At 42.6% G+C, this 24811-nt stretch carries 29 protein-coding genes; 6 read left to right on the forward strand and 23 right to left on the reverse strand.

Annotated features, from left to right (window positions below):
• Positions 1 to 88: 88 nt before the first annotated feature.
• Positions 89 to 274, forward strand: a complete 186-nt coding sequence (locus tag GHNINEIG_RS07100) for a hypothetical protein (protein ID WP_135796002.1) — start codon at positions 89 to 91, stop codon at positions 272 to 274.
• A gap of 26 nt (positions 275 to 300) precedes the next feature.
• On the opposite strand, the gene GHNINEIG_RS07105 is transcribed toward GHNINEIG_RS07100, so the two are convergent.
• The 12 genes from GHNINEIG_RS07105 to ampD form a co-directional block, all read right to left on the reverse strand.
• Positions 301 to 681, reverse strand: a complete 381-nt coding sequence (locus tag GHNINEIG_RS07105) for a YchJ family protein (protein ID WP_135796003.1) — start codon at positions 679 to 681, stop codon at positions 301 to 303.
• Positions 681 to 2066: an MATE family efflux transporter gene (locus GHNINEIG_RS07110; protein WP_135796004.1), complete on the reverse strand. Its 1386-nt coding sequence runs from the start codon at positions 2064 to 2066 to the stop codon at positions 681 to 683. The genes GHNINEIG_RS07105 and GHNINEIG_RS07110 overlap by 1 nt, the downstream gene beginning before the upstream one ends.
• Positions 2067 to 2480, reverse strand: coding sequence for a hypothetical protein (locus GHNINEIG_RS07115; RefSeq protein ID WP_135796005.1), 414 nt, complete (start codon positions 2478 to 2480; stop codon positions 2067 to 2069).
• A 4-nt stretch (positions 2481 to 2484) separates the two neighbouring features.
• Positions 2485 to 3093 (reverse strand): NUDIX domain-containing protein, encoded by a 609-nt coding sequence (locus GHNINEIG_RS07120; RefSeq protein WP_135796006.1) that lies wholly within the window; start codon positions 3091 to 3093, stop codon positions 2485 to 2487.
• Positions 3094 to 3096: 3 nt separating this feature from the next.
• The gene (gene alr / locus GHNINEIG_RS07125) at positions 3097 to 4167 is read right to left on the reverse strand and encodes an alanine racemase (protein ID WP_135796007.1); all 1071 of its coding nucleotides are present in this window, start codon (positions 4165 to 4167) and stop codon (positions 3097 to 3099) included.
• Positions 4168 to 4242: 75 nt separating this feature from the next.
• Positions 4243 to 5664 (reverse strand): replicative DNA helicase, encoded by a 1422-nt coding sequence (gene dnaB / locus GHNINEIG_RS07130; protein ID WP_135796008.1) that lies wholly within the window; start codon positions 5662 to 5664, stop codon positions 4243 to 4245.
• 293 nt (positions 5665 to 5957) lie between these two features.
• Positions 5958 to 6410, reverse strand: a complete 453-nt coding sequence (gene rplI, locus GHNINEIG_RS07135) for a 50S ribosomal protein L9 (protein WP_135796009.1) — start codon at positions 6408 to 6410, stop codon at positions 5958 to 5960.
• 38 nt (positions 6411 to 6448) lie between these two features.
• Positions 6449 to 7333 (reverse strand): DUF2232 domain-containing protein, encoded by an 885-nt coding sequence (locus GHNINEIG_RS07140; protein WP_135796010.1) that lies wholly within the window; start codon positions 7331 to 7333, stop codon positions 6449 to 6451.
• A gap of 35 nt (positions 7334 to 7368) precedes the next feature.
• Complete coding sequence (gene rpsR / locus GHNINEIG_RS07145; protein ID WP_011370786.1) at positions 7369 to 7596, reverse strand: 30S ribosomal protein S18; 228 nt, start codon at positions 7594 to 7596, stop codon at positions 7369 to 7371.
• Positions 7596 to 7940: a 30S ribosomal protein S6 gene (gene rpsF, locus GHNINEIG_RS07150; protein ID WP_135796011.1), complete on the reverse strand. Its 345-nt coding sequence runs from the start codon at positions 7938 to 7940 to the stop codon at positions 7596 to 7598. Before rpsF ends, rpsR begins: the two co-directional genes overlap by 1 nt.
• Before the next feature lie 255 nt (positions 7941 to 8195).
• Positions 8196 to 8711, reverse strand: a complete 516-nt coding sequence (fldA, locus tag GHNINEIG_RS07155; RefSeq protein ID WP_135796012.1) for a flavodoxin FldA — start codon at positions 8709 to 8711, stop codon at positions 8196 to 8198.
• A gap of 458 nt (positions 8712 to 9169) precedes the next feature.
• Complete coding sequence (gene ampD, locus GHNINEIG_RS07165) at positions 9170 to 9739, reverse strand: 1,6-anhydro-N-acetylmuramyl-L-alanine amidase AmpD (RefSeq protein ID WP_135796014.1); 570 nt, start codon at positions 9737 to 9739, stop codon at positions 9170 to 9172.
• A gap of 55 nt (positions 9740 to 9794) precedes the next feature.
• Here ampD and nadC point away from each other — a divergent pair, with 55 nt between their 5' ends.
• Both nadC and GHNINEIG_RS07175 read left to right on the forward strand, forming a co-directional pair.
• A complete protein-coding gene (gene nadC / locus GHNINEIG_RS07170) occupies positions 9795 to 10646 on the forward strand; it encodes a carboxylating nicotinate-nucleotide diphosphorylase (RefSeq protein WP_135796015.1) in 852 nt (283 codons plus the stop codon).
• A 4-nt stretch (positions 10647 to 10650) separates the two neighbouring features.
• Positions 10651 to 12633, forward strand: coding sequence for a monovalent cation:proton antiporter-2 (CPA2) family protein (locus GHNINEIG_RS07175; protein WP_135796016.1), 1983 nt, complete (start codon positions 10651 to 10653; stop codon positions 12631 to 12633).
• Positions 12634 to 12653: 20 nt separating this feature from the next.
• On the opposite strand, the gene pgeF is transcribed toward GHNINEIG_RS07175, so the two are convergent.
• Positions 12654 to 13424, reverse strand: coding sequence for a peptidoglycan editing factor PgeF (pgeF, locus tag GHNINEIG_RS07180; protein ID WP_135796017.1), 771 nt, complete (start codon positions 13422 to 13424; stop codon positions 12654 to 12656).
• On the reverse strand, positions 13402 to 14460 hold the full coding sequence (gene rluD / locus GHNINEIG_RS07185) for a 23S rRNA pseudouridine(1911/1915/1917) synthase RluD (RefSeq protein WP_135796018.1): 1059 nt from the start codon (positions 14458 to 14460) through the stop codon (positions 13402 to 13404). The genes pgeF and rluD overlap by 23 nt, the downstream gene beginning before the upstream one ends.
• A 110-nt stretch (positions 14461 to 14570) precedes the next feature.
• Between rluD and GHNINEIG_RS07190 the strand changes: the two genes are divergently transcribed.
• Positions 14571 to 15341 (forward strand): outer membrane protein assembly factor BamD, encoded by a 771-nt coding sequence (locus tag GHNINEIG_RS07190; RefSeq protein ID WP_135796019.1) that lies wholly within the window; start codon positions 14571 to 14573, stop codon positions 15339 to 15341.
• Between the two features lie 67 nt (positions 15342 to 15408).
• Here GHNINEIG_RS07190 and GHNINEIG_RS07195 read toward each other — a convergent pair whose 3' ends face one another.
• Genes GHNINEIG_RS07195 through sucC form a run of 3 tightly spaced genes read right to left on the reverse strand, consistent with a single transcriptional unit; the run spans position 15409 to position 19143 of the window.
• On the reverse strand, positions 15409 to 17046 hold the full coding sequence (locus GHNINEIG_RS07195; RefSeq protein WP_135796020.1) for an NAD+ synthase: 1638 nt from the start codon (positions 17044 to 17046) through the stop codon (positions 15409 to 15411).
• Between the two features lie 46 nt (positions 17047 to 17092).
• Positions 17093 to 17974, reverse strand: coding sequence for a succinate--CoA ligase subunit alpha (gene sucD / locus GHNINEIG_RS07200; protein ID WP_135796021.1), 882 nt, complete (start codon positions 17972 to 17974; stop codon positions 17093 to 17095).
• Positions 17971 to 19143 (reverse strand): ADP-forming succinate--CoA ligase subunit beta, encoded by a 1173-nt coding sequence (gene sucC, locus GHNINEIG_RS07205; protein WP_135796022.1) that lies wholly within the window; start codon positions 19141 to 19143, stop codon positions 17971 to 17973. The genes sucD and sucC overlap by 4 nt, the downstream gene beginning before the upstream one ends.
• A 123-nt stretch (positions 19144 to 19266) precedes the next feature.
• On the opposite strand from sucC, the gene GHNINEIG_RS07210 reads away from it, so the two are divergent.
• Positions 19267 to 19533: a PP0621 family protein gene (locus tag GHNINEIG_RS07210; RefSeq protein ID WP_135796023.1), complete on the forward strand. Its 267-nt coding sequence runs from the start codon at positions 19267 to 19269 to the stop codon at positions 19531 to 19533.
• Here the strand turns inward: GHNINEIG_RS07210 and GHNINEIG_RS07215 are convergent.
• The 5 genes from GHNINEIG_RS07215 to cobO all read right to left on the reverse strand — a co-directional run bounded on the left by GHNINEIG_RS07215 (position 19530) and on the right by cobO (position 22708).
• Positions 19530 to 19976, reverse strand: a complete 447-nt coding sequence (locus tag GHNINEIG_RS07215; RefSeq protein ID WP_135796024.1) for an FKBP-type peptidyl-prolyl cis-trans isomerase — start codon at positions 19974 to 19976, stop codon at positions 19530 to 19532. The genes GHNINEIG_RS07210 and GHNINEIG_RS07215 overlap by 4 nt on opposite strands.
• A gap of 44 nt (positions 19977 to 20020) precedes the next feature.
• Entirely contained in the window at positions 20021 to 21256 is a 1236-nt protein-coding gene (locus GHNINEIG_RS07220) for a GGDEF domain-containing protein (protein WP_135796025.1), read from the reverse strand.
• Between the two features lie 37 nt (positions 21257 to 21293).
• On the reverse strand, positions 21294 to 21632 hold the full coding sequence (locus tag GHNINEIG_RS07225; protein ID WP_135796026.1) for a hypothetical protein: 339 nt from the start codon (positions 21630 to 21632) through the stop codon (positions 21294 to 21296).
• Positions 21633 to 21668: 36 nt separating this feature from the next.
• A complete protein-coding gene (locus GHNINEIG_RS07230; protein ID WP_135796027.1) occupies positions 21669 to 21965 on the reverse strand; it encodes a DUF5052 family protein in 297 nt (98 codons plus the stop codon).
• Between the two features lie 128 nt (positions 21966 to 22093).
• Positions 22094 to 22708: a cob(I)yrinic acid a,c-diamide adenosyltransferase gene (gene cobO, locus GHNINEIG_RS07235; protein WP_135796028.1), complete on the reverse strand. Its 615-nt coding sequence runs from the start codon at positions 22706 to 22708 to the stop codon at positions 22094 to 22096.
• A gap of 209 nt (positions 22709 to 22917) precedes the next feature.
• Here cobO and GHNINEIG_RS07240 point away from each other — a divergent pair, with 209 nt between their 5' ends.
• Complete coding sequence (locus tag GHNINEIG_RS07240) at positions 22918 to 24042, forward strand: NAD(P)/FAD-dependent oxidoreductase (RefSeq protein WP_135796029.1); 1125 nt, start codon at positions 22918 to 22920, stop codon at positions 24040 to 24042.
• 65 nt (positions 24043 to 24107) lie between these two features.
• On the opposite strand, the gene GHNINEIG_RS07245 is transcribed toward GHNINEIG_RS07240, so the two are convergent.
• Positions 24108 to 24806 (reverse strand): response regulator, encoded by a 699-nt coding sequence (locus GHNINEIG_RS07245; RefSeq protein WP_135796030.1) that lies wholly within the window; start codon positions 24804 to 24806, stop codon positions 24108 to 24110.
• Positions 24807 to 24811: the final 5 nt, after the last annotated feature.

Genomic DNA, 24811 nt, shown 5'->3' on the forward strand with positions numbered 1-24811 from the left:
GCTCCTGTATTGTAGAATGTTACAAGCCCTTTGCAAAGGGAAATTTTACCTATTAAATTTGATTGATTTATAAATAGAAAGGATAGGCATGCAAAGTATCGGGTTAGACGACGTTGGCTCAGCCATTATCATTACATTAGGGTTGTTATTCGCTAGCCTCACAGTGGTTGGGTTATTAATGTGGTGGCTATACCGAGTCTTTAAAAATAAAGACACGCAAAACAATGATTCTCCCACTCTTAAATCAGATCAAGACCCTCAAAAAGAGCCATAGCCCTTCCCTAAAAAGTGGCGTGTCGACTAAGAGACGTCACCGGATAGATAAACCCAGTGCCCTGCGTCATCTCGGATAAACTGACTTTTTTCAGACATCACGCCTTTTTCTCCCTCAGTTGAATAGAAGGCTTTAAAAAATACCATGCCTTTTTGATCTTCCGCATGCCCTTGTTTCACTTTGACAATACGGAGTTTAAGCCATTCGATATTTTCTTCAAAGGTAATTTCTTTCGGCCGAGTTGCTTCCGCCCACGTCTTGATTAAATAATCTTGCAACTTCATTACATAGGCACTGTAACGGGAGCGCATCAATTGCTCAGCACTTTGTGGATAATCCCGTTCCAAATGATAAGGTTCGCAACAATCGCTATACGTTTTTTTTGAACCGCATGGACATTTTATCATTAGGCGAGCTCCCCTTCCCTTGTCAATCGTTTAACCAATACATGAAGCTTAACCTGCAATAAAACCGCGGCCAGTATCAATCCTAAAACAATACCTAACCAAAAGCCGGCGACCCCGCTTTTTGGAATGATCCAATCGGTAAAAGCAAATACATACCCCATTCCCAGACCAATCAACCAATAACTGATAAAAGTGACAACCATGGTTACTTTTGTGCTGTGCAGTCCTCTTAAAGCGCCTGCTGAAGCAACTTGCACCGCATCAAACACTTGATAGAAAGCAGCAAACAACAATAAAGTTCCCGCCAAAAGAATCACTTTGGTATCGGTGGTATAAAGAGCGGCAATATCTTGCATCATGACATAGGTAAATAAAGCGATTACACCACTGAACAAGGCTGCTGACCCAACTCCGGTTCGCATACTGACTTTAAGCGCTTTTAACGACCCTTGTCCATAAGCTTCTCCCACTCGAACTGTAATCGCCATTGCCACACTGAGAGGTACCATAAAAGCCAACGAGGTATAGCTGATCGCCACCTGGTGAGCGGCAATGACAACAGTCCCCAATTGCGCAATAAATAAGGCAATAAAACTGAATAAACTGACTTCAAACAATAAAGCCAACGTGTTCGGGATGCCTAACGACAAGATATCGGAAATGCCTTTTGACCAGCTCGGGCGTTCAAACGAAGAGAGTTTTAAACAGACGAGAGAACGGGTTTTTGGGGAGCTCAGCACATAAACCACACTGACTAGGAACATGGCCCACATCACCAGTGCGGAAGCAATACCACACCCTGCTGCACCGTAAGCATCAACTGGCCCCCAGCCATAAATAAATACCGCGTTGAGCGGTATGTTCAACAATAAAGCGAAAAAACTAATTAACATGGTTGGAATGGTGAGACCCAACCCTTCCCAAAAGAACCGAAATGCTTGATAGAGCACAATGCCTGGCAGACCGAATGCGATATAAATCAAATAGTCGTTTGTTAGCTGATAAACCGTTGCAGACAAGGTTAATAGATCTAACACCCACTGCAAATGCATCAGCGTTAATAAAGAAAAAAGGCCTAGAGGAATTGAGAGCCATAAAGACTGATGAAGATAATGTGTAATGCCTTGCCAGTTTTGACGCCCTTTTTGCTTCGCCACTAAAGGCGTTAAAGCTAACAAGATACCCGTTGAGATCATAAAAACCGGAAACAACAAACTGGTTCCCAACCCGATGGCTGCCAAGTCGTCCGTTCCAACTTGACCGGACATGATCGTATCGACCACACCCAAGCCTGTTAGAGCCAATTGTGCCAATAAAATCGGGAAGGCTAAACGAATCAGGTGTTTGAATTCGGTTTGATAAGACGAAAAAGGTATTGCAGGCATTTATTTTTTAGTCGAATCAGACGCGTCTTCTTGAGACGATTTTGAAGATGTTTCCGCATCCGTTGCATCTCGGTCTTCTTGTTGCCAATAAGCTTCACCCAAAGACGGATCTAACTCATCGCTTAATTCAGACTGGCGTGCCTCTAACTGAATAATCATTTGAGGTAAAAACAAAATAATGAGGACTTTCAGCAGCCAAAAAATCATGGCATAAACCACTACTGCAAAGATCAACACCACAGGGAGACCCAATAACAAATCAACAAACAGCGCTTGCCCTTCAAACATGGTCATCAAAAATTCTTTTTCAATAAATGCAAAATGCAACCAATATGCAACACCAGCAAGACTTAACAATAATACAATCCAGTTGAATGGATAAGCGATTTTTGAATTTTTAAATAAGCAGAACATATGATTAACGACTCTTTTCAATTTTTTGGAACAACAACCATTGCAGGGCAATAATCGTACTGGCGACATTAAATTCCGCTTTCATTAATTTAGATTTCGCTTGTGAAAAAGGCATTTTAATCAAACGGATATCTTCAACTTCGCTGGCTTCGCCTGCATAATCCGGTAATGATTCCGAATCCACCTCAGCCGCGTATAAATATAAAATTTCATCACTGCCTCCCGGACTGGGATAAAACTGACAGATATACTCAAACTCAGCGTGGGTAACCCCGGCCTCTTCAAACGCTTCTCTTTTACAGGCAACTAAATTAGACTCACCTGCTTCAACCATACCGGCAACAGGCTCGATTAGCCAGGCCTGGTGATTTTTTAAAGTTGCATGTTGTAACGCACCGGCACGGCACTGTTCAATCAAAACAACCACTTCGGCTTTCAGGTCATACAACAGGACAATCACCGCTTCACCACGACCAAAGAGTTCTCTTTCAATCACTGGAGACCAACCGCCTTCAAACAAGGTATGGCGAAAAGTCAGTTGATCAATTTTAAAAAAACCATCATACGCTCGGTGCGTTTTGAGTAATTCAATTTTTTTTGCGTCATCTGTCACGTTTTATCTCTCTTCAACTCGAGGCACACGCTGTGTTACACCGCACAGCAGTTCATAACCGATGGTTCCACACGCATCCGCAATGACATCGACAGGCAATCCCTGTCCCCACAGAATCGCTTCGTCACCAATCGTTACTTTTTCAGCCAAATCGGTTACATCAACTGTAATCATATCCATTGAAACGCGTCCGACCAGCGGCATTCTTTCACCATGAATCAAAACGGGGGTGCCTGATGGCGCATGGCGAGGATACCCGTCTCCATATCCAATCGCCACCACCGCAATCAAACTTCGACGTGACGCTTGCCATGTTTGGCCATATCCGACCGTTTCTCCAGCTTCGATCCATTTTAAACTGATGATTTGAGACATTAAAGTCATGACCGGTTTCAACCCGGGGACGGTTTCACTGGTGGCACAAGCACCATATAACATAATGCCGGGTCTAACCCAATCGAGATGACTTTCAGGGTATCGCTGCACCCCTGCGGAATTGGCAATGCTTCGCGGGCATTTTAAATTTCCGGCAACTTGATTAAAAATGGACAACTGTTTTTGTGTAAAGGCCTCCGACTCATCGGCCGAAGCAAAGTGGGACATCAAGTGTATATTGACAGGCGCCGGCAAGGCTTTTAGTTCAGCAATGACGTTTTGAATTTCATGTACCTGAAACCCTAAACGATGCATTCCGGTATCCAGTTTCAACCATATATTCAAAGGCGTTTTAATGGCACTGTTTTTCAACCACTCCAACTGCAAAAAAGAATGGACAGCAAACTCCAGACGATGCTGAATCGCGATGGATAACTCAGCTTCTGAAAACAAGCCTTCCAGTAAAACAATGGGGTGTAAAAAACCTTTTTGACGCAACACGATTGCTTCATCGATACAGGCAACCCCATATCCGTCAGCTTGAGTCAATTGTCCAGCCACTCGCTCAATCCCGTGACCGTATCCGTTTGATTTGATAATGGCCAACACCTTAGAGTCTGGCGCAAAGGTCTTCACTTGACGAAGGTTTTGCTGTAAAGCATTCAAGTGAATCAATGCTTTGACCGGTCGGTACGCCATCACGATAGTAAATCTCGAAGCGTTATATATTGAAACAAAATCGGCAGCATTCTAATCCCTCTTGCTGGAATGCGCTTAATATGGATCATCAGGGACATCAAACCCGGCATGATTCTCAAATTTGGTATATTGACCGATAAAGGTCAGTCGGATATTGGCAAGCGCACCATTTCGGTGTTTTCCAAGGATAATTTCAGCGGTGCCCTTGTCTTCCGTATCCGGATTATAAACCTCATCACGATAAATAAAGATGATTAAATCTGCGTCCTGCTCAATTGCCCCAGACTCACGCAAATCCGCCATTTTAGGACGCTTATCAGGGCGCTGTTCAAGGTTACGACTGAGCTGAGACAAAGCAATCACAGGCACATTTAACTCTTTGGCAATGGCTTTTAAACCACGAGAAATTTCAGAAATCTCATTGACACGATTGTCTGTATTGGTTGAACCACGCATTAATTGAAGATAATCGATTACGATTAACCCTAAGCCTGTCACTTGAGATTCAGGATTTTCAACACCCGCTTCAATGGCTTTTTTCAGTTGTTCATCTCGAATATCTTTATCAATTCTTCGTGCACGGGCACGTAAGTCGGTAATCATCAAGGCAGGCGTATCATCAATAAATACTTGCGCTTGAGATAACATGCTGACGGCTTTATTTAAACTTGGCCAGTCTTCCTGCTGTAATTTCCCTGTTCGGATGCGCTCGGCATCAATTCGACCAATCGAACTGATCATACGTAATACAAGCTGCTCTCCCGGCATCTCCATACTGAATACCGCGACGGGAGAACCCTGCATTGCAATATTTTCAGCCATATTCATCGAAAAGGTGGTTTTCCCCATTGACGGTCGACCCGCCACGATGATTAAGTCCCCATTTTGAAGACCGGACGTCACTTCATCAAAGTCATTTAACTTGGTTGCCAGCCCGGTAATTGAACCATCCGAATTAAAACGTTCATCAATTGTGCTGACCGCTTTATTCAACAAGACTTCCATGGTCTGGTATTCACGCTGCTTACCTGAACCATGTTCAGCAATGCCCATCACCTTTGACTCTGCTAGATCCAGGACTTCACGAATGTCTTTACCTTGCGGGAAATAACTGGCTTCTGAAATCTCATTCGATACGGTAATCAGTGAGCGTAAGATCGCTTTTTCTCTAACCGTTTCCGCATAAAATTCGATGTTTACCGACCCGGGGGTATTCGAAACCAAGTCAATGAGGTATTGCTTATCGCCAACATCGGGGAGCTTCCCGGTCGACTCCAGCATCTCGATAACCGTAATAAGGTCGAAGGGTTTGTTGCGCTCGCTCAGATGAACAATCGCAGTGTAGATCAGTTGGTGCTGTTGAGTGTAAAAATCTTCTGCCTTTAAGATGACAGAAATATCGGAAAACTTTTCATTATCCAACATTAATCCGCCAATGACGGACTGTTCCGATTCAATTGAATGGGGCGGGGTTTTAAAAAGTGCTTCCTGACTCATTTATATAATTTAAACCAACTTACAAATATTTTGATGAAATAGAAAATCAATATCGATTCTTGAAGATCAATACACTCTATTTAAAGAACTATATTATACGGAGAATAACACGCCAATTTGAGCTTTTAAGTTATTTTAAAATCAACTTAATCAACATCATGAAAAGAAAGGTATCACAAAGCCCTTTAAAACGAGCTTATACCGAAAACAGCGTATTATTAAAATTTGAATATAAAAAAAGCGAGGACTCGCCTCGCTTTCTTAAAGCTGTGCCTGATTAATCAGGCAAATACTTATTCTTCAGTTGCTTTGACTTCAACTGTGATTGATGCAACCACATCAGAGTGTAGCTCAACATCAAATTCGAACGTACCCACATAACGTAAAGCACCTTCTGGCATACGAATATTCTTACGCTCAACATCAAAACCAGCATTTGATAATGCATCTGCAATATCTGCTGTTCCGATAGAACCGAATAACTTTCCTTCGTCACCTGCAACAGACTCAATCGTTACAACTGTGCCGTTCATTTTTTCATAAACAGCTTGCGCAGACGCTAATGCTTCTGCTGCTAATTTTTCAAGCTCAGCACGACGCGCTTCAAACTCAGCAATATTTTCTTTGGTTGCTGGTTTTGCTTTTCCTTGTGGGATTAAGAAATTACGCGCAAAGCCAGACTTAACCGCAACTTGCTCACCTAATGAACCTAGGTTTTGTACTTTTTCAAGCAAAATAACATTCATGGCTAAAACCTCTAAAGTTAAATTCTTGACCTAATTTTTTAGGTCTCTGACCATCGATTTCGAATATCCACCCACGTGTCTATCAAACCAATGGTCGCTAAAATCAATATCGTTTGAGGAAACAAAAATAATAAAACATAGAGTCCGCCTAACCAAAATGAGTTCATTTGTCGTTTATTCACAGCATGATGTGCGACGGCCAATCCTTGAAACATCAAGCCTGCCATCAACACACCTGATAAATCTTGAATCAACCCTGCTTGGGTAAATAATCCAACTAACGCTACAAACACGGCTAACAGAGCGACGTTTTTCGGAAGACGAATTTCGTAAAAATCTTCACGAAATTGCCCCGGAACATACAAAGCACTCTGCCACCAACGTCCCAATAAAAGAATGGCGAACCATAACACGATGACAAACATTGCAATCAGCAAGGTCGCCACTTCGGTCAAGTTGCTAAACATCTCTTCCGGGAACGGGGTTCCAGTTTGATTAAACACCGGTAACACATAGGTATTAAATACCTGTTGCCACCATACTGTTGTATCACCGACAGACAGATGAAATGCAATAACACCCAATCCGGCTATCAGCATAGCTAAACTTAAACTCAGGGCTAATGAATTGGTGTTCTTCAACACCAAACTCAGCAGCCAAACCGGCAACATATACTCGACAATGGCAACCACTCCTGGCCAGACCGAACCAGACATCAGGAGAGCCGCCCCTGCCGTTGTCATCATTGCTGCCGCTAGGATTTTTAAGCCATCCGTTTCACCAATTCGCAATGTCACCAACGCGATAATGGCTCCAACCAGCACACCAAATGGTGCAATCCAAACAGTTAGTACAGATAAAATCAGTGTTGCAATAAAAGCCTGCATCGGCCCTTTCATGACATATTTAGCAACACTTAACATCTCTTATCCTTTACTTATTACTTCCTAAATCAAACTTACTTATGTTGATCTGTGTATGGTAATAAAGCTAAATAACGTGCACGCTTAATCGCAGTCGATAGCTGACGTTGATATTTAGCGCTCGTACCAGTAATACGGCTTGGTACGATTTTACCTGTTTCAGTAATGTAGCTTTTTAGAGTATCAAGATCTTTATAATCAATCTCTTTAACACCTTCTACAGTGAAACGACAGAATTTTTTTCTTCCAAAACCTCTAGCCATTACTTATCTCCTCTACGCTTATCTTCTTTTTGAGAAGCCATTACTGAAGGCTCAGTCACTGCTTCGTTGCGTTTAATAAACATGTCACGCAAAACGGCATCGTTGTAGTAGAACAAGTTCTCTAATTCTTTAAGAGTCTTTTGATCACACTCGATGTTCATTAAGATATAGTGAGCTTTGTGAACTTTGTTGATTAGATAAGCTAGTTGACGACGACCCCAATCTTCAAGACGGTGGATGGCTCCGCCATTCTCTTCGATCAGTCCACGGTAACGCTCAATCATTGCTGGAACCTGTTCGCTTTGATCAGGGTGCACTAAAAATACGACTTCATAATGACGCATTCGTTGATCTCCTTATGGATTTAAAAGTAAGCTTCCCGCTGTAACTTTTTAGGCGCTACAAACAGTGAAGCAAGGAAATTCAGAATTTAAATATACTGAAAGCGCAGTATTATAACGACTTTCAAGCAATATTCAAACTAAAAACGCGCTTTTCGATGTAAAAACAATAAGATAAATAAAAAACCACCAGGCCTGGTGGTTTTTGAACTCGAAACAGGGCCCTTGTAAACACAAAGACCCTTTTATCAGTGGTGCTTAAAGAGACATTTCTTCTTTAACTTGATCCACCCATTGATCTACCCTCTCGGCAGTCATTTCAGGTTGCTGGTCTTCATCAATGGCCAGCCCAACAAAAAACTCACCGTCTTCTGTAACGGCTTTGGACTCATCAAACTCATAACCATCTGTTGACCAGTACCCAGCGGGAATACCACCGTTCTCCAAAGCGATATCATGCATCATTCCCATCGCATCCAAGAAATACTCGGCATAATCGGCTTGGTCCCCTAATCCGAAACAAGCAAACGTTTTATCGGTAAAATCAACTTCTTTAAACTCATCCCAGAAATCATCCCAACTACTTTGGAGCTCACCATAGTACCAAGTCGGTTGACCAAGGATAATCTTGTCATATTTGGCAAAATCATCAGCACTTGCTGTCGCAATATCATGCACTTCTACGATATCACTGCCAATTTTATCCTTAATCATATCTGCAACACGTTCTGTATTGCCCGTATCTGTTCCATAGAATAGACCAACTTGACTCATCTTAAACCCTTTTTAAAAGTTATCTTTTTCTTGTAGAATAAATATCATCTAAATAGATGCATTTTATTCACACAGTTTTAATTCAACTTGAAATTTAGTATACGAAAAACAGCCGGGATACACCAGCCGCTAACGCAAGTTATTTAATTGACGCGAATCATATCATGGTTAAATGCAATTAAAACTCAAAAAAACTTATACGCGATAATGAACAAAACTAATTCCGATCCAAAACATATCGACTGTTTTAAATGTCGTCACTTTTATATCACCTGGGATGCCAATCAACCTCGTGGCTGCAAAGCTTTCGGCTTTAAAACGAAACAATTACCCAGCGCAGTGGTTTTTGAGTCGTCTGGCGAACCTTGCTTAAAATTTTCACCCAAAAAATCAATAATTCAAAAATCCAAGTCTAAAAAAGGCTGGATTGCTTAACCCCTCCCTTTTGGCCTTAATGATTAAACGCTATCTTTTAAAAAGTCATCAAGTACTTGCCACATAAAATATTCTCCAGGATCGGTTTTTCGACCAGGGGCAATATCACAATGACCTTGAATATGGCTGGCAGGAATCGAAGGGTACTGTTTAAAAATCGCCGTCAACACCTCTTTTAATGTTTGGTATTGTGCTGCCGTATAAGGTGTTTTATCCGTACCTTCCAATTCGATTCCAATGGAAAAATCATTACAGGCAGAACGCCCCTTAAAACTCGACACACCGGCATGCCAGGCGCGACGATTCAAAGGCACAAACTGAAATAACTTGCCAGAGCGGTCAATAAATAGATGCGATGACACTTTCAATGATTGGATTTGTTGATAATAAGGATCTTCTTCAGGATCTAACTGATTGGTAAAAAGCTGCTCTACACCTCGCCCACCAAATTGCCCGGGAGGTAGACTGATGCCATGAATGACAACCAGATCTAGATCGTCTTCATCTGGGCGTTCGTCGAAATTGGGGCTTTCAATATACCGTGCTTCGTTAAAAACATGGGTTTCTGGGTTAAGTGTTAATGGGCTTTTCATAGTTCAAATAGTATAATCCATAAAAATAACCATTTTATAAGAACCTTTTATCCTTATGACAAAAATCGACTATTTTACAGATCTGCAAAACAACATTGAAAACGCTCTAGCGGAAGATGTCGGCTCAGGAGACTTAACCGCCGGCCTGATTCCAGACACTCGCCAAGCAACGGCGCAAGTGATCGCCAAAGAAGCGGCGGTGATTTGTGGACGCCCTTGGTTCGACAAAGTCGTTCAACAAGTCAATCCGAACATTGAGATAGAATGGTTTTGTGAAGAAGGTCAATCGGTCCCGGTCAACACACTGGTTTGTGAGTTGAGAGGCCAGGCCAACAGTATTCTTACTGCGGAACGAAGTGCTCTAAACTTTCTGCAAACCCTTTCAGCCACCGCCACCATAACGCGACAGTATATTGAACAACTGCAAGGGTCACACACACAACTGCTCGACACACGAAAAACCATGCCCGGTTTAAGATTGGCGCAAAAATATGCGGTACATTGCGGGGGCGGAACCAACCACCGAATTGGTCTTTATGATGCCATTCTTATTAAAGAAAATCATATTATGGCGGCAGGTAATATTTCCAAAGCTGTTTCACTTGCGCGCAAGCTCCACCCAAACAAAACCGTTGAAGTCGAAACCGAAACATTGGATGAGGTAAAACAGGCTGTCGATGCCGGTTCAGACATTATCATGCTTGATAATTTCACATTAGAGAAACTCAAAGAAGCAGTCCAGTTGGTCAATAAAAAATGTAAACTGGAAGCGTCTGGAAACGTTGAACTGCCGCATTTATCGAAACTTGCCCAGACAGGGGTTGATTACATTTCAACAGGCGCCATTACGAAAAACATTCAAGCCATTGATTTTTCAATGCGCTTTACATTAGAGGATACGCAATAACATTATGTTTGACCACATTCTGCTGAATATCGTTTTTTTACTGGTCATTACGGTTGGATTAGTTTCCATTTCACGTCGTTTTCACCTTCCCCCTATTTTGAATTACATTCTCGTCGGGATCATCGTCGGTCCTTTCGGGTTCGGGTTGATTGAAAGTGAAAAAAGCATCAGCTTTCTGGCAGAATTCGGTATTGTTTTCTTACTATTCTCTATTGGTTTGGAATTTTCCCTAACACAAATGATGTCCATGCGCAAAATGGTATTCGGTTATGGAGGGCTACAGGTTTTATTAACCGGGGCTTTTGTTTACTTCAGTTGCCAGATGTTTGGACTTGACATCGAAACCAGTATCGTCGTTGCCAGTGCATTTGCTTTATCATCCACCGCCATTGTGATTAAACAGCTCACAGAGCAATCTGAAATACAAACTCGTCATGGTCGGGCTGCAGTTGGTGTTTTAATCTTCCAAGACCTTATGGCCATCCCTTTATTAATTTTAATCCCTGCATTGGGCACGGCCAGTGGCGATTCACTTTCTTCCGAGCTTGGCCTCGCCTTCTTGAAAGGTGGCATCGTAGTCGTCGTCATGCTGTTTGCAGGCCGTTACCTGTTGAGACCTTTATTCCATGAAGTGGCCTCATCAAAGTCTCAAGAACTTTTTACCTTAACGGTTTTAACCGTGGTTTTAAGTGCCGCCGCCTTTACCGAAGAAATGGATATTTCCATGACGCTCGGAGCATTTTTAGCAGGAATGATGCTAGGAGAAACCGAATATCGCCACCAGATTGAAGCGGATATTCGCCCTTTCCAAGATATCTTGTTAGGGCTTTTCTTTATTACCGTGGGCATGATGATTTCACCCGCTGTGTTACAAAGCGACTTTTTTATCATCATCGCAATTACGTTAGGCATCATGCTCATCAAGGGCATAGTGATTTTCGGCATTCTGAAGACCTTTAAGAAACCCGAAGGCGTCAGCATTAGAACAGCAGTGTCATTAGCGCAAGTCGGTGAGTTTGGACTGGTGTTAATCACTCTGGCATTGTCTTATGAACTGCTTTCCGACGAACTGGGGCAAATCCTATTAACATCTGCGGTCATCAGCATGATGATTACGCCACTACTGGTAAAATTCAATGGACGCATTGCGAACCGACTATGCCGACAAAGTTACCAGAATAATTTTTCAGAAATGGAAAATGTCATAAAAGAAGACACGAAATTCTTATCGGAACACGTGGTATTACTTGGATTTGGGCGCGTAGGCCAAACCACTGCTAAATTTTTGGAACAGGCTCATGTTCCTTTCGTAGCGTTAGACATGGATATTAAGCGTGTGCATGAAGCGCAACAAAGCGGCGAGCCTGTTTACTTTGGCGACTCTGCCAAACACAGCATTATTAAAGCCACCAATTTAAGTAAGGCGAAAGTTGCCATCATTACATTCCATAACTATCATGCCGCCATCAAAACACTGAAAACATTAAAGGATGTTGCACCAGAGCTCCCGATTTTAGTCAGAACACAGGATGACAGCCACATCAATGAATTCATGGCGGCAGGCGCAACCGAAGTGGTACCGGATACGTTCGAATCCAGTATCATGCTGGCCTCACACCTTTTACTGATGATTGGCCAGCCACCGAGCCAAGTTCTTCGACAAACGCGAGCTGCTCGAAAAGGTCGTTATAGCTTGTTGAACGGGATGTACCCGGGTGAATCCGACCATACTCCTTTTGACAATGCTCAGATAGGACAGGTTATTCAACCGATTCGAATCAATGACTCGGCCTTTGCCGTTGGTAAACGACTAGAGGAATTGCCTTTCTCAGAGCTTAGCATTAACATTAAATCGGTCAAACGTGGTTCGGTGAGAGGAGATGATCCGGATGTGCGTACTCGAATTCGAGCTGAAGATGTTTTAATCGTACAAGGGTTGCCGGAAAATATTGATAAGTTTGAATATTATTTGAACACAGGGAAATAATCAGAGAGCTTTGGCGTTACTTAAGGCTGATCAAACCATATAAGCGACGCCATCCGGCCTGTTTGCTGATCTCTTCGATAAGAATAAAACCACTCTTGGTCACGATAACTGCACAACCCACTTTGAAAAACTTGCTCAATACCTAACTGGTTCAATTTAAATTCCGCCAGGCCTGGCAAATCTGCATACCATTTTTGAGGAGTTCGGTTATGCGGTTTGAAAAACTTTTCCGCATCTGTATTTTCATTCACGAAGGCATCAAACACCTCTTTTCCCACTTCGAAATAAGGCTGACTGATGGCAGGGCCAATCCAAACCAACATCTTTTCACGTTGACCCGGCAACATCTGAATCGTGTTTGAAACAACCCCTTTTGCCAGCCCCCTCCATCCCGCATGAATGGCGGCAACAAAATGACCCTCTTCATTGGTTACCAACAATGGTAAGCAATCTGCCGTTAAAACGCAGGAAACCCCTTCTGATTCAGTCGTCCATGAAGCATCAGCAACCGGAGGAGAGTCATAAGACAGCCCTTCCCAGAGAACAACCTTATCAGTATGTTCTTGAGTCAACCAAAACGGCTGACTTGGAAGTTGTAACGCTTGTTGAAGCAGTTCACGATTTTGAATAACAGCCTGCTTATCATCCCCTACGTGTGTGGCGAGATTCAAAGCATCAAACGGTGCCTGACTCTTTCCGCCAACACGTGTCGTGACGCACGCCTTAATATGTTCCGGGGCTAGCCAATCTGGTTGAATAAATGTCAGATCATTCCTGTGGAATATCGGCATCCGTCACCCATTCTACTTCAACGCCATCATCGTAATCATACTCATCATACCCCATATAATCTTCGTGCTTCATTGCTTGGAAGTCTTCCATGTCATCTCGAAGGATATCAATGAGTTCTAACATATCATCCGGCATAGAAACTTTCCACTTCATGGTTTTACCCGTTCGAGGGTGTGTCAAACTGAGTTGTCCAGCATGAAGTGCTTGACGTTTAAACCCTCTTAAATAATCAGCAAACTCGGACATCATCTGCTGAGGAATACGCAAGCGCCCTCCATAAACGGGATCTCCAATCAAAGGAAACCCTAAATACGCCATATGAACCCGGATTTGATGTGTGCGGCCGGTTTCCAACTTAACCCTCACACGTGTATGTTCACGAAAACGCTCTAACACCCGATAATGTGAAGTTGCGGATTTACCACCAACCGTTAATACAGCCATTCGCTTACGATCTGTCGGGTGACGCCCAATCGGTTTACTAATCGTTCCACCAGAAATCATTTTCCCCACAACAATGGCGTCATAAACACGTTCAACATCATGTTCTTGAAGCTGTTCAACCAAGTGTGTCTGAGCCGGAACATTCTTGGCCACCACCATAAGCCCAGAGGTGTCTTTATCAAGCCTATGAACAATCCCTGCACGTGGGACTTCTCGAATCGCCTCATAATGAAAAAGCAACGCATTCAATAAAGTACCATCTGGGTTTCCCGCCCCAGGGTGAACCACTAAACCAGCCGATTTATTAATCACCAAAATATCATCATCTTCATAAACAACATCAATTGGGATGTCTTGCGCCTGATAAGAGACTTCGTCTTCAATTTCTGCCAGTAAAACCACGGACTCGTCACCAAACACTTTAAAGTTCGGTTTTTTATGCGCCACGCCATCAAGTGTCACTTGACCCGCCCGAATCCAATCCTGAATACGGTTACGGGAATAATCAGAAAACAACTCTGCCAACACAGCATCTAAGCGTTGCCCCATTTTATCAGTTGGAATTCTGGCTTCTAATCTTTGACTACTCAAACATCTCTCCTAAGGTTATTCATCCGACAGAACGCACACCATTGTTTCCTTTCCTGAAAGGACATATGGTATGATTATGCTTTTACTTAATACACTATTTTACCAATAATATGAAGCACTCGCTGATCTCACTTTTATTTTTCTCTTTACTCACTCTGCAAGCGTGCTCTCTCGTTGAAAAAGATGAGTCCGAATGGACCGTTAAAGACTTCTATTCCCATGCAAAAGACGCCTTTGAAAGCGAGCAGTGGGAAAGTGCTATTGGTTATTATGAAAAACTCAAAGCCTATTATCCGTATGGTAAGTATGCGGAACAATCTTACTTGGAATTGGCTTATGCCTATTATCGCTACGATGAGCCAGAATCTGCTCAACGTGAGCTGGAAGAGTTTATTCGACTCTACCCTAAACATGCTGAACTGGCTTATGCGTACTACCTTCGAGCACTCGCTGCTGACTCAATCAATAAAAGCTGGTTAGACAGCTGGTTAACGGATCCAGCAATGCGCGATATGGCTTCCACCACTAAAGCGTATCAGGCATACATCGACTTATTGAATCGTTTCCCTAACAGCAAGTATGCAGCGAAATCTCGTGAACGTTTAATTGTTCTTCGTAACCGATTGGCCCGCCATGAATATCAAGTAGCAGAATATTACTTCAAACGCCAGGCTTACCTAGCTGCAGCCAACCGTGCGAAACAGATTATTAACTCCTACCCTCGTTCAATGGTCAACATGAAAGCTTTAAGGTTGATGAAAGAAGCGTATCAGAAGCTTGGTATGACGAAAAATGCAGACAATGTCCAGTCGGTTATTGATTTGAATACGCAGCAAATTCAAGATCAACAGGCTAAAGAAGCGACTCCTGATAACGAATAAAAACGCTGTAACGCTTTTATGCTGTGTTAAAGCAACACGAAAGAGATTGCTTTAACAACATTATGAATTACTGCTCTTCGGCATAACGGCTGGTAATAGGATATCGACGATCTCGACCAAACGCTCTTGGAGAGATTTTCACCCCTGGTGCCGCTTGACGTCGTTTATATTCATTACGACTGACCATTTTCGTGATACGTAACACTTCCTGCTTGTCATACCCAAACTCGTCCACTATTTGCGTTGGACTCTTATCCTCTTTGACAAACGCCTTAATAATGTTATCTAACACGTCATAATCAGGCAGTGAATCTTGATCTTTTTGATCAGGGCGTAATTCAGCTGAAGGTGCTCGTGTAATGACTCTTTCAGGAATAACACTTGAAATTGTATTTCGGTACTCTGCCAAACGATAGACCAATGTCTTCGGCACATCTTTTAACGGAGAAAATCCACCAACCATATCCCCATATAAAGTGGAATACCCAACTGCCACTTCAGACTTATTACTGGTTGCAAGAACCAATTTACCTGTTTTATTGGAAATCGACATCAACAAAACACCACGAATACGTGCTTGCATATTCTCTTCAGTGACATCTTCTTCATAACCTTCAAAGCGACGTGATAAAGCCGACTCATAAGCATCATAAATTGGTTCAATCGGAACGGAATGGTAATACACCCCCAATGCTTGAGCTTCTTTTTCCGCATCTTCGATACTGATATCCGCTGTATACTTAAACGGCATCATAACCGCTTCAACTTGTTCCGCTCCTAAAGCATCAACTGCAATAGCTAAGGTTAAGGCTGAATCAATACCACCGGACAACCCTAACAACACGCCTTTAAAGCCGTTTTTCTGAACATAATCTTTCACGCCCATGACCAAAGCTTCATATACACGTGCTTCATCATGAAGTAAGTCTGCCTTTTCACCCGGAAGAACCACCACGGCATCGGCTTGCTTTAAAATCTTAACCGGAACCAAGTCTGTTTTAAACTCAGAACCTTGTACTTGAACCTCCCCTTCCGCACAGGTTGCAAATGAACCGCCATCAAACATCAGTTCATCTTGTCCGCCGACTTGGTTTACATAAATCACAGGTCGCTTGACTTCTTCCACTCGACGCTTCACGACACGAATTCGATCTTGATGTTTTTCTTGTGAGAAAGGAGAAGCGTTGAGATTCAATAAAATATCTGCACCCGCCTTGACTGATTGATCAGCAGGTGACAGCTTCCAGATATCTTCACAAATCAACAAGCCAAACTTAACCCCTTTATACTCCACAACGCACGGCTGTTGGCCTGACGAAAAATAACGCTTTTCATCGAACACACTGTAATTGGGTAAATTTTGTTTGATATAACTGGCTTGAATTTGACCTTCTTCAATCCAGGCCGCCATATTGAAACGATCGCCCAGCTCATCCATCATCGGATAACCGATGACTAACACCGTATCTGTGACCTGCTCGCAAATGATGGACAATGCAGATTCGACCTGTTGATAAAGCGCTTCTCTAAACAACAAGTCTTCCGGTGGATAACCGGTCAAAGTCATTTCAGGAAAAACAACAATATCAGCCTGGTGCTCCATTTTAGCTTGTTTTGCCGATTCAATAATGAGAGCCGTATTCCCTTCCACATCACCGACAATCGGATTGATCTGAGCCATAATAATGGTGAGTTGTTCTGACATTCTGTGTTCCTACGTTGAAATTGAACGCTTTAAAATCTGTCGCGCTTTAACCGATTAAATCCAGCATCGCAGCGCCTAAATCGGCTGGTGAACGCACCACAGTAACATCAGCGGACTCCAGTGCGGCAAATTTTGCTTCAGCAGTGCCTTTACCACCACTTACAATAGCACCGGCATGGCCCATACGTTTTCCAGCAGGCGCCGTGACACCAGCAATATAAGCCACCACGGGTTTGGTCACATGCTGTTTGATATATTCAGCGGCATCTTCTTCTGCTTGACCACCAATCTCACCGACTAAAATGATACCCTGCGTCTGTTCATCCGCTTGGAATAATCTTAGGCAGTCGATGAAATCCATACCTTGAATCGGGTCTCCCCCAATACCAACACAAGTCGATTGCCCTAAGCCGTTTTGAGTCGTTTGATGTACCGCTTCATAAGTCAGGGTACCAGATCGAGACACTATCCCAACTTTACCTGGTAAATGGATATGCCCAGGCATAATACCGATTTTACAGCCGTTTTTATCATCCCCTGGTGTAATCAGTCCAGGACAGTTAGGACCAATTAAAAAAGCATCCGATTTTTCTAAAACGGCACGCACTTTCAACATATCATTCACGGGGATGCCTTCCGTAATACAAGTAATCACTTTAATTCCAGCATCGATCGCTTCAATAATGGAATCTGCCGCAAACGCAGGCGGCACGTAAATCATCGAAGCTTCGGCTCCCGTTTGTGCGACGGCTTCTTTCACTGTATTGAAAACGGGTAATCCTAAATGCTCGGTTCCGCCTTTTCCAGGTGTCACTCCACCAACCATTTTAGTGCCATAGGCAATTGCTTGTTCTGAATGAAACGTCCCTTGTTTACCTGTAAATCCTTGACAGATAACTTTGGTATTGTGATTAATTAAAATACTCATTGATTGGCCTCCAAAGCGACGGCAACGACTTTTTCTGCTGCATCCGCAAGACCATCAGCCGTGATAATACTTAACCCACTGTTTGCTAATTTTTCTTTTCCTAACGTCACATTCGTCCCTTCTAACCGAACAACCACCGGAATCGTCAACCCAACCTCTTGCACGGCTTGAATAATGCCGTCCGCAATTAAGTCACAGCGCACAATTCCACCAAAAATATTCACTAAAATGGATTGCACATCTGAGGAGGATAAAATTAATTTAAAAGCTTCCGCAACACGCTCAGGAGTTGCCCCGCCACCTACGTCTAAAAAGTTGGCCGGCTCGCCACCGTTTAATTTAATTAAATCCATCGTCGCCATAGCCAAACCAGCGCCATTTACCATACAGCCAATATTGCCATCCAATGCGATATAGTTTAACTGGTGATCTGCCGCTTTTGCTTCACGTACATCTTCTTGAGAAATGTCACGCATTTCAACCAGGCCTGCCTGACGATAGAGTGCATTCGAATCGATATTTAATTTCGCATCCAATGCCACCAATTCATTATCCGCCGTCAAGACCAGTGGGTTAATCTCCAACAAGGCAACATCTTTATCTAGTGCCAACTGATAGAAACCTTGCATGATTGATGCCATTTGTTTAAAGGCTGTGCCCGTCAACCCTAGTGCAAAGGCAATTTCTCGACACTGATAAGGCATTAAGCCAACAGCAGGATCCACATGAATGGATAAAATCTTTTCAGGTGATGCTTCTGCAACCAATTCAATGTCCATTCCACCCGCTGCAGAGATCACAAAGGTATGCGTTTTAGTAACGCGATCAACCATCAAACTGAAATAAAACTCTTGATAGATCTCTAACGTTTCTTCAATCAACAAAGCATTGATCGGCAGCGCCTTACCTGCTGTCTGAATAGTCGCCAATGAACTGCCTAACAATGTTGAAGCAACTTGTTCAGCTTCCTGTGCTGTTTCAACAAGTTTAACACCGCCTGCCTTACCTCGTGCCCCGGCATGGATTTGAGCTTTAACAACCCAGCCTTTTGAGTCAATTTGACCAAGTGCAGCATCGAGATCTGCCAAGTTATTTATCATTACCCCTTTAGGAACAGGGATACCATACTGCTGAAACAGTGATTTTGCTTGATATTCATGTAAGTTCATTGAATGCCTTTAAAAGGTTACACTACTCAATTACTATGAATTGAGAGACATTGTGAGATTTAAATTGCAATTATTTTATGATTTTTAGACAATAAATGCATTAAACAAGAGCTGAAAAACCTAATGAGAGCCTTATTTTTTTTATTATTCGTACTTTTTATCTTCTTTGTGATCCGTTTCAGTCTGAAACGGATCAATGAAATCCGCGCCTCAAAGGAGGAAGAGGCTAATCGCCAAGCCAATCAAAACCAACACGAAGAAATGGTTGCGTGTGAAATTTGTGGCGTTCACATTCCAAAAACGGAAGCGCTTGTTCAAACAACCCCTGAACAGACTCACTTCTTCTGTTCAGAAGAACACAAAGCACTGGCGAACAACTCAAATAACTAACTTAAAATAGATTCGATTTTTGCCTCAAAGACGACGACCTGCCCTGACAAAGGGTGGTTAAAGTCAATCACCACCTCATTCTCTTTCACATCATAAATCGTTGCGGGAACTTCCTCTCCTGTAGGGGTATTAAAACCGATCACATACCCTTCTTCCAACGGCATATCTTCTGGAAAATCTGATTTTGGCATTGTTTGAAAGTTCACTGGATCCGGCAAACCAAAAGCTTGTTCCGGCATTAAGGTAAATTTCCCTGTTGTCCCTACTTCCAAACCAATCAAGAGCTCATCCAAGTTATTCAAAAACTGGCCGTCTCCGATCTGAAAAGCAAACACTTCATCTTCTTCCGTTTTTTCAACCAAAGTACCATCCAGTAAACTCAGTTTAAAACTAATTTCAACTTGGCTGTTTTCTTGAACGGTTTTGACATTTTCGGGATTCATTACGACTTACCTTCTCACTTTTTCAGGTTCATTTAATCGACGGTTTAAGCTTCTTTCTTTTTAACAGACTTTCGGCCAGGCCTGGTTGTTTTAGAGACAGCTTTAGGAGATTCTCCTTCAACAACAATACGGTTTCGACCGGCTTTTTTCGCTTTATATAAGGCTTCATCAGCGGCTTTCATGACTTCTTCCGGCTTTTTAAATTGGTCATTGCGCTCTGCCAAACCAAAACTGACTGTTACTTTGGTTTCCACAGGCTGGCCTTGTTTCTCAACCTCTAGGACACGATTTTCAATTGCTTGCCGAACAACTTCCAACGCAGGCTTCACTTGCTGAGCTTGTTTACCTTTAAACACAATGGTGAACTCTTCGCCACCATAACGATAAACCTGACCGGTTGAGATTAAAGATAGCTCATAAGCGACCGTTCTTAACACCGCATCACCGACATCATGTCCATAGGTATCATTAAAGGACTTGAAGTGATCAATATCCATCATGGCAATGCTGTATTTTCGACCCAGTCCCAAGAAAGATTCCAACAAAGCACGACGACCATTTAACCCCGTTAATTGGTCGGTATACGCAATGTGATGAGCATCAAAAATCAACGATAATAACAGCATCGTCGCTGCAAACGACGATACCCAGGCAATGGAACCGAACTGGTAAAAAGCATTTAAACCGAACCCCATCAAGAACAGAACAAACACCACCGTTCTATCAAGTACCTTAGGTTGGTTTAACAAGGCATTTCGCAGCATTAAAATTAGCCAAACGGAGACCATCGTAATCAAAGCTGCTTTCGATAAGTTAAGCCCGTCAATGCCAATGTTCTGAGAAATCCACTGCCAATAAGTTAAGGGCAAGTTTTCCATCACCCAGTAAACCAAATAGACTTGCCCGACCAGCAAACTCAACTGAAACAACGTATAAAACTTATCGTGGATGCCTCGCTCCGGAAAGAGTAACCAGAGCAGTAAATTAAGTGGCAGCAATATCGCCAACACTGGAAACAACGTTACCGCAGACAAGCCTGTTGATCCAGCCGGAATAAAATATTGCATACCGATATTGAAACAGACCAAACTCAACAAAATCAGAATCGGCTGTAAACGGTTCAAAAAGATACCAACAAACACCCCTAGACCGGCAATAACATAAGGTAACCAGGGTAATAATTTTTGGGTACTAAGTGGCCACGTCAGGATATTCGGCATTTGCCAAACGGCAAATGCTGTCAACCCTAACAACCAGGTATAATGTTTCAAAAAAGCCATTAAACAAGCATTCTCAAGTCACTTTATCTTAATCAAATTACGTCTTACCAAAAATAGACGTTTCTTGTTTTGGCTTATCTGAACAACGAATACGCCACTCCATTACATAGTCACAAGATTGTCCAGCCGCACAAGCAAAATCGTTATAACCAAATTCACCCAGTTTACCGGCATTCTTACTGAGTACATCATACCCAGACGGGCAAAGTTCATCTGCTTGGCTTTCCATAGACCAACTTGAAAAAGTTCTTGGCGGCTCGTTGTAGAAATTGGTTAGATAATACACATCCTGACCCATTTCTTTCGTTTGGACGCCTGAACACCCTGCCAAAAAAACGACCAGACCGGTCATGACTATTTTAGTTATCGACTTCATACTTTCCTTAATCCATTAAATCCACGGTCGCACAGGTTAATTAGCAGGTTCTTCTTTCATTCCTATTTCGGAAACGATATAACACATATTGGTGTGCAACTTCTTCCCATCCACTAAAAAAGAGGTGGATGAAGCAATTTTATCGTCCGGGTTGAGTCTGACACTGCCCTGATACGTTTTCATCAGTTTACCGGAATAGCAGCTGTAAATTTCTATTTTGCGATCTAAGCCTACCCAATCCGATTGAATATTTTTTGCCGTATTGGACACTTTTTCACAGCCCGACAAAAGCAAAAGGTTGAACAGCACCACGGGAACCAAAATCCACTTCATCTCACACCCCTTTTTTCAAAATAAACAGATCGTATTTTACACGTTTTAAGACCACATAAAAAACAAAGGAAAACTTTTAAAGACAACACCATATGCCCTTGTACCGCTTTCATTTAAAAAACAACGTTCTATAACTCAATACCTGCTTGCGCTTGAATCCCTTTATCAAAAGCATGTTTTACCAAAGTCATTTCGGTAACGGTATCAGCCATCTCGATTAACTCCTCGGGCGCACCTCTTCCAGTGACAATCACATGCTGTCCTTCACAACGTGTTTCAATGTCTTTTCGAATGACGTCAAACGCCAAATATTGATAACTTAATGCGACATTCAGCTCATCCAATACCACCAAGTCGATTGAATCATCTTGTAAAAAAGACTTGGCTTGGCTCCAGGCCACTTCACAAATTTCAATGTCACGCGCCCTGTCCTGCGTATCCCAAGTAAAACCTTCTCCCATCGCTTTAAAGATAATGTCATCAGGAAATCGGTTAAAAAAACGCTCTTCTCCGGTTTCCATTGCCCCTTTAATAAACTGAACAACCGCGACTTTCATATCATGCCCCAACGCACGAACGACCATACCGAATGCCGAACTGCTTTTGCCTTTACCATCACCGGTATTCACCAACAAAAGGCCTTTTGATCCGGTCGCTTTTTGAATTTTATGATCCATGAATGCTTTACGGCGCTTCATGATTTTATTGTGCTTCTCTGTTAAAGGGTCTACTGAGTTTGCCATCTTGCATCCTGCATAATTTCTGTAAAAAGAGTATAGCGGATATTCTTACTAAAACACTAGGTTAAACCCGTATAATAAATTTGATATTAAAAATAGCTTAAGAGCTTCCGCATAATTATTTTTTATAAGGTCTCTTAACTTTTTTCTATTTTAGAAAAAAAGTGTCTTCTTATATGATGACTCTTTCGATTAAAAAGGATTAAACACAGATGAATATCACCATTCTTGGCACAGGATTTGCCGCTTTGACTGCGATAAAACAAACTCGAAAACTCGCGCCCACTGCTAAAATCACCGTCATTTCGCCATCAAAAGAACTGGTTTATCTTCCAAGTTTAATCTGGATTCCGTCAAAGCTTCGTAAAGCTGACGATTTAAAAATCGATTTAACCAACTACTTCAACCGACAAACAGTCGAGCACATTGAAGCCTCTGTCACAGACATTACAGATGAAGGACGAGTGGTTCACACCGACAAAGGAACGTTCAATAATGACGGGTTAATTATTGCCTCAGGGGGACGTTTCATCAAAAAACTACCGGGGATTGAACACGTCATCACCCCTTGCGAAGGCATCAAAGCTGCTGAAGACATCAAGGATCGTCTGGACAACCTATCAGGCGGTACGATTGCCATTGGCTTTGGCGGCAACCCGAAAGAGCCCTCAGCCATGCGAGGTGGCCCCATGTTTGAATTCCTGTTCGGAATCGACACCTTGCTCAGACAACAAGGTCGTCGAAGTCAGTTTGAACTGGTCTTCTTTAACCCCGCACCAAAACCTGGAAAGCGATTGGGTGATAAAGTGCCCGATGCTGTTTTAAAAATGATGGCTAAGCGCGACATCCAAACTCATCTTGGCCACAAGATGAAAGGGTTTGAAGCCAACAAGGTAATGACAGAGGGGGGTGAGATTGATGCGGATTTGATTCTTTTCATGCCCGGCATGACAGGGCCAGCTTGGTCGCAAAATTCTGACATCGCTAAATCGGAAGGCGGTTTGATTAAAGCCAATGAACTCTGCCAGGTTGAAGGAATGAAGAAAACCTATGTTGCAGGAGATTCAGGGAGTTATCCTGGACCAGAATGGCAAGCCAAACAAGCTCATATGGCAGATTTACAAGCGGTGGCCGCCAGCCGTAATCTTGTTGCAGAGCTACACGGAAAAACAGAATTTGAAACATTCAAACATGAATTAGTCTGCATCATCGATACGCTTTCTCACGGCGTGCTGATTAAGCGCACGGAAAAAGGAACGATTATGCTACCGCAATGTCGCTTGATGCACTTTGCAAAACGATTTTTTGAACGTTGGTATATCAAACAATATAAATAACCATCTTTATAAAATAAAAAAGGGGCGAATCGCCCCTTTTTTATTAACCATTCAAAAATAGATTCTTAACGAATTTCGTCCAACGCGACTTTAAGCAACCCAATATGGCTGGCATAATTCACCAATTCAGCCGATGCTGTCATGCCCAATTTAGTCATAATATTTTCTCTATGCTTAGAGACCGTACGATCACTAATTTCCAACATGTCTGCAATATCTTTAGTCTTATACCCTTCCGCAACCAGCTTGATGACTTGTTTTTCACGAACGGAAAGTTTTTTAGGTCGGCTCGGCTTATCTCCAGCATCTTCTTCCGGAACCTTCTGTCCTTCCAACTCCGCCAGATAGGCATCCAGGCCTGGTTGAATTTCAGAATGTATGAAGCTCTGATCCGCAATCACAGACTTAATCCCTGACACCAGCTCTGCCTTAGAAACTGACTTAAGTGCCAGTCCTTCAACGCCAAGATCCAACACTTCTTTCCAGACATTAGGCGCTTCTGCTGCGGTCAAAACAATCACCTTAATTGGATTTTTTTGTTTTTTAAGCTGGGTAATAACTGCTAAACCGCTTAACTTAGGCATCGATAAATCGATAATTAAAATATCTGGCTGCTTTTCTTCAATCAAAGAAAGTGTGGTTTCGCCATCTTGTGCTTCAGCGATGACCTTAACGGTCCCATCTGAATTTAAAATGGATTTAAATCCAGCACGAACCAAATCATGATCTTCTGCCAGGAGTACTTTAGGTTTTGCCTTTGCCATGCGAA

This window comes from Hydrogenovibrio crunogenus, from assembly GCF_004786015.1.
In the GTDB taxonomy this organism is placed as follows: Bacteria; Pseudomonadota; Gammaproteobacteria; order Thiomicrospirales; family Thiomicrospiraceae; genus Hydrogenovibrio; species Hydrogenovibrio crunogenus.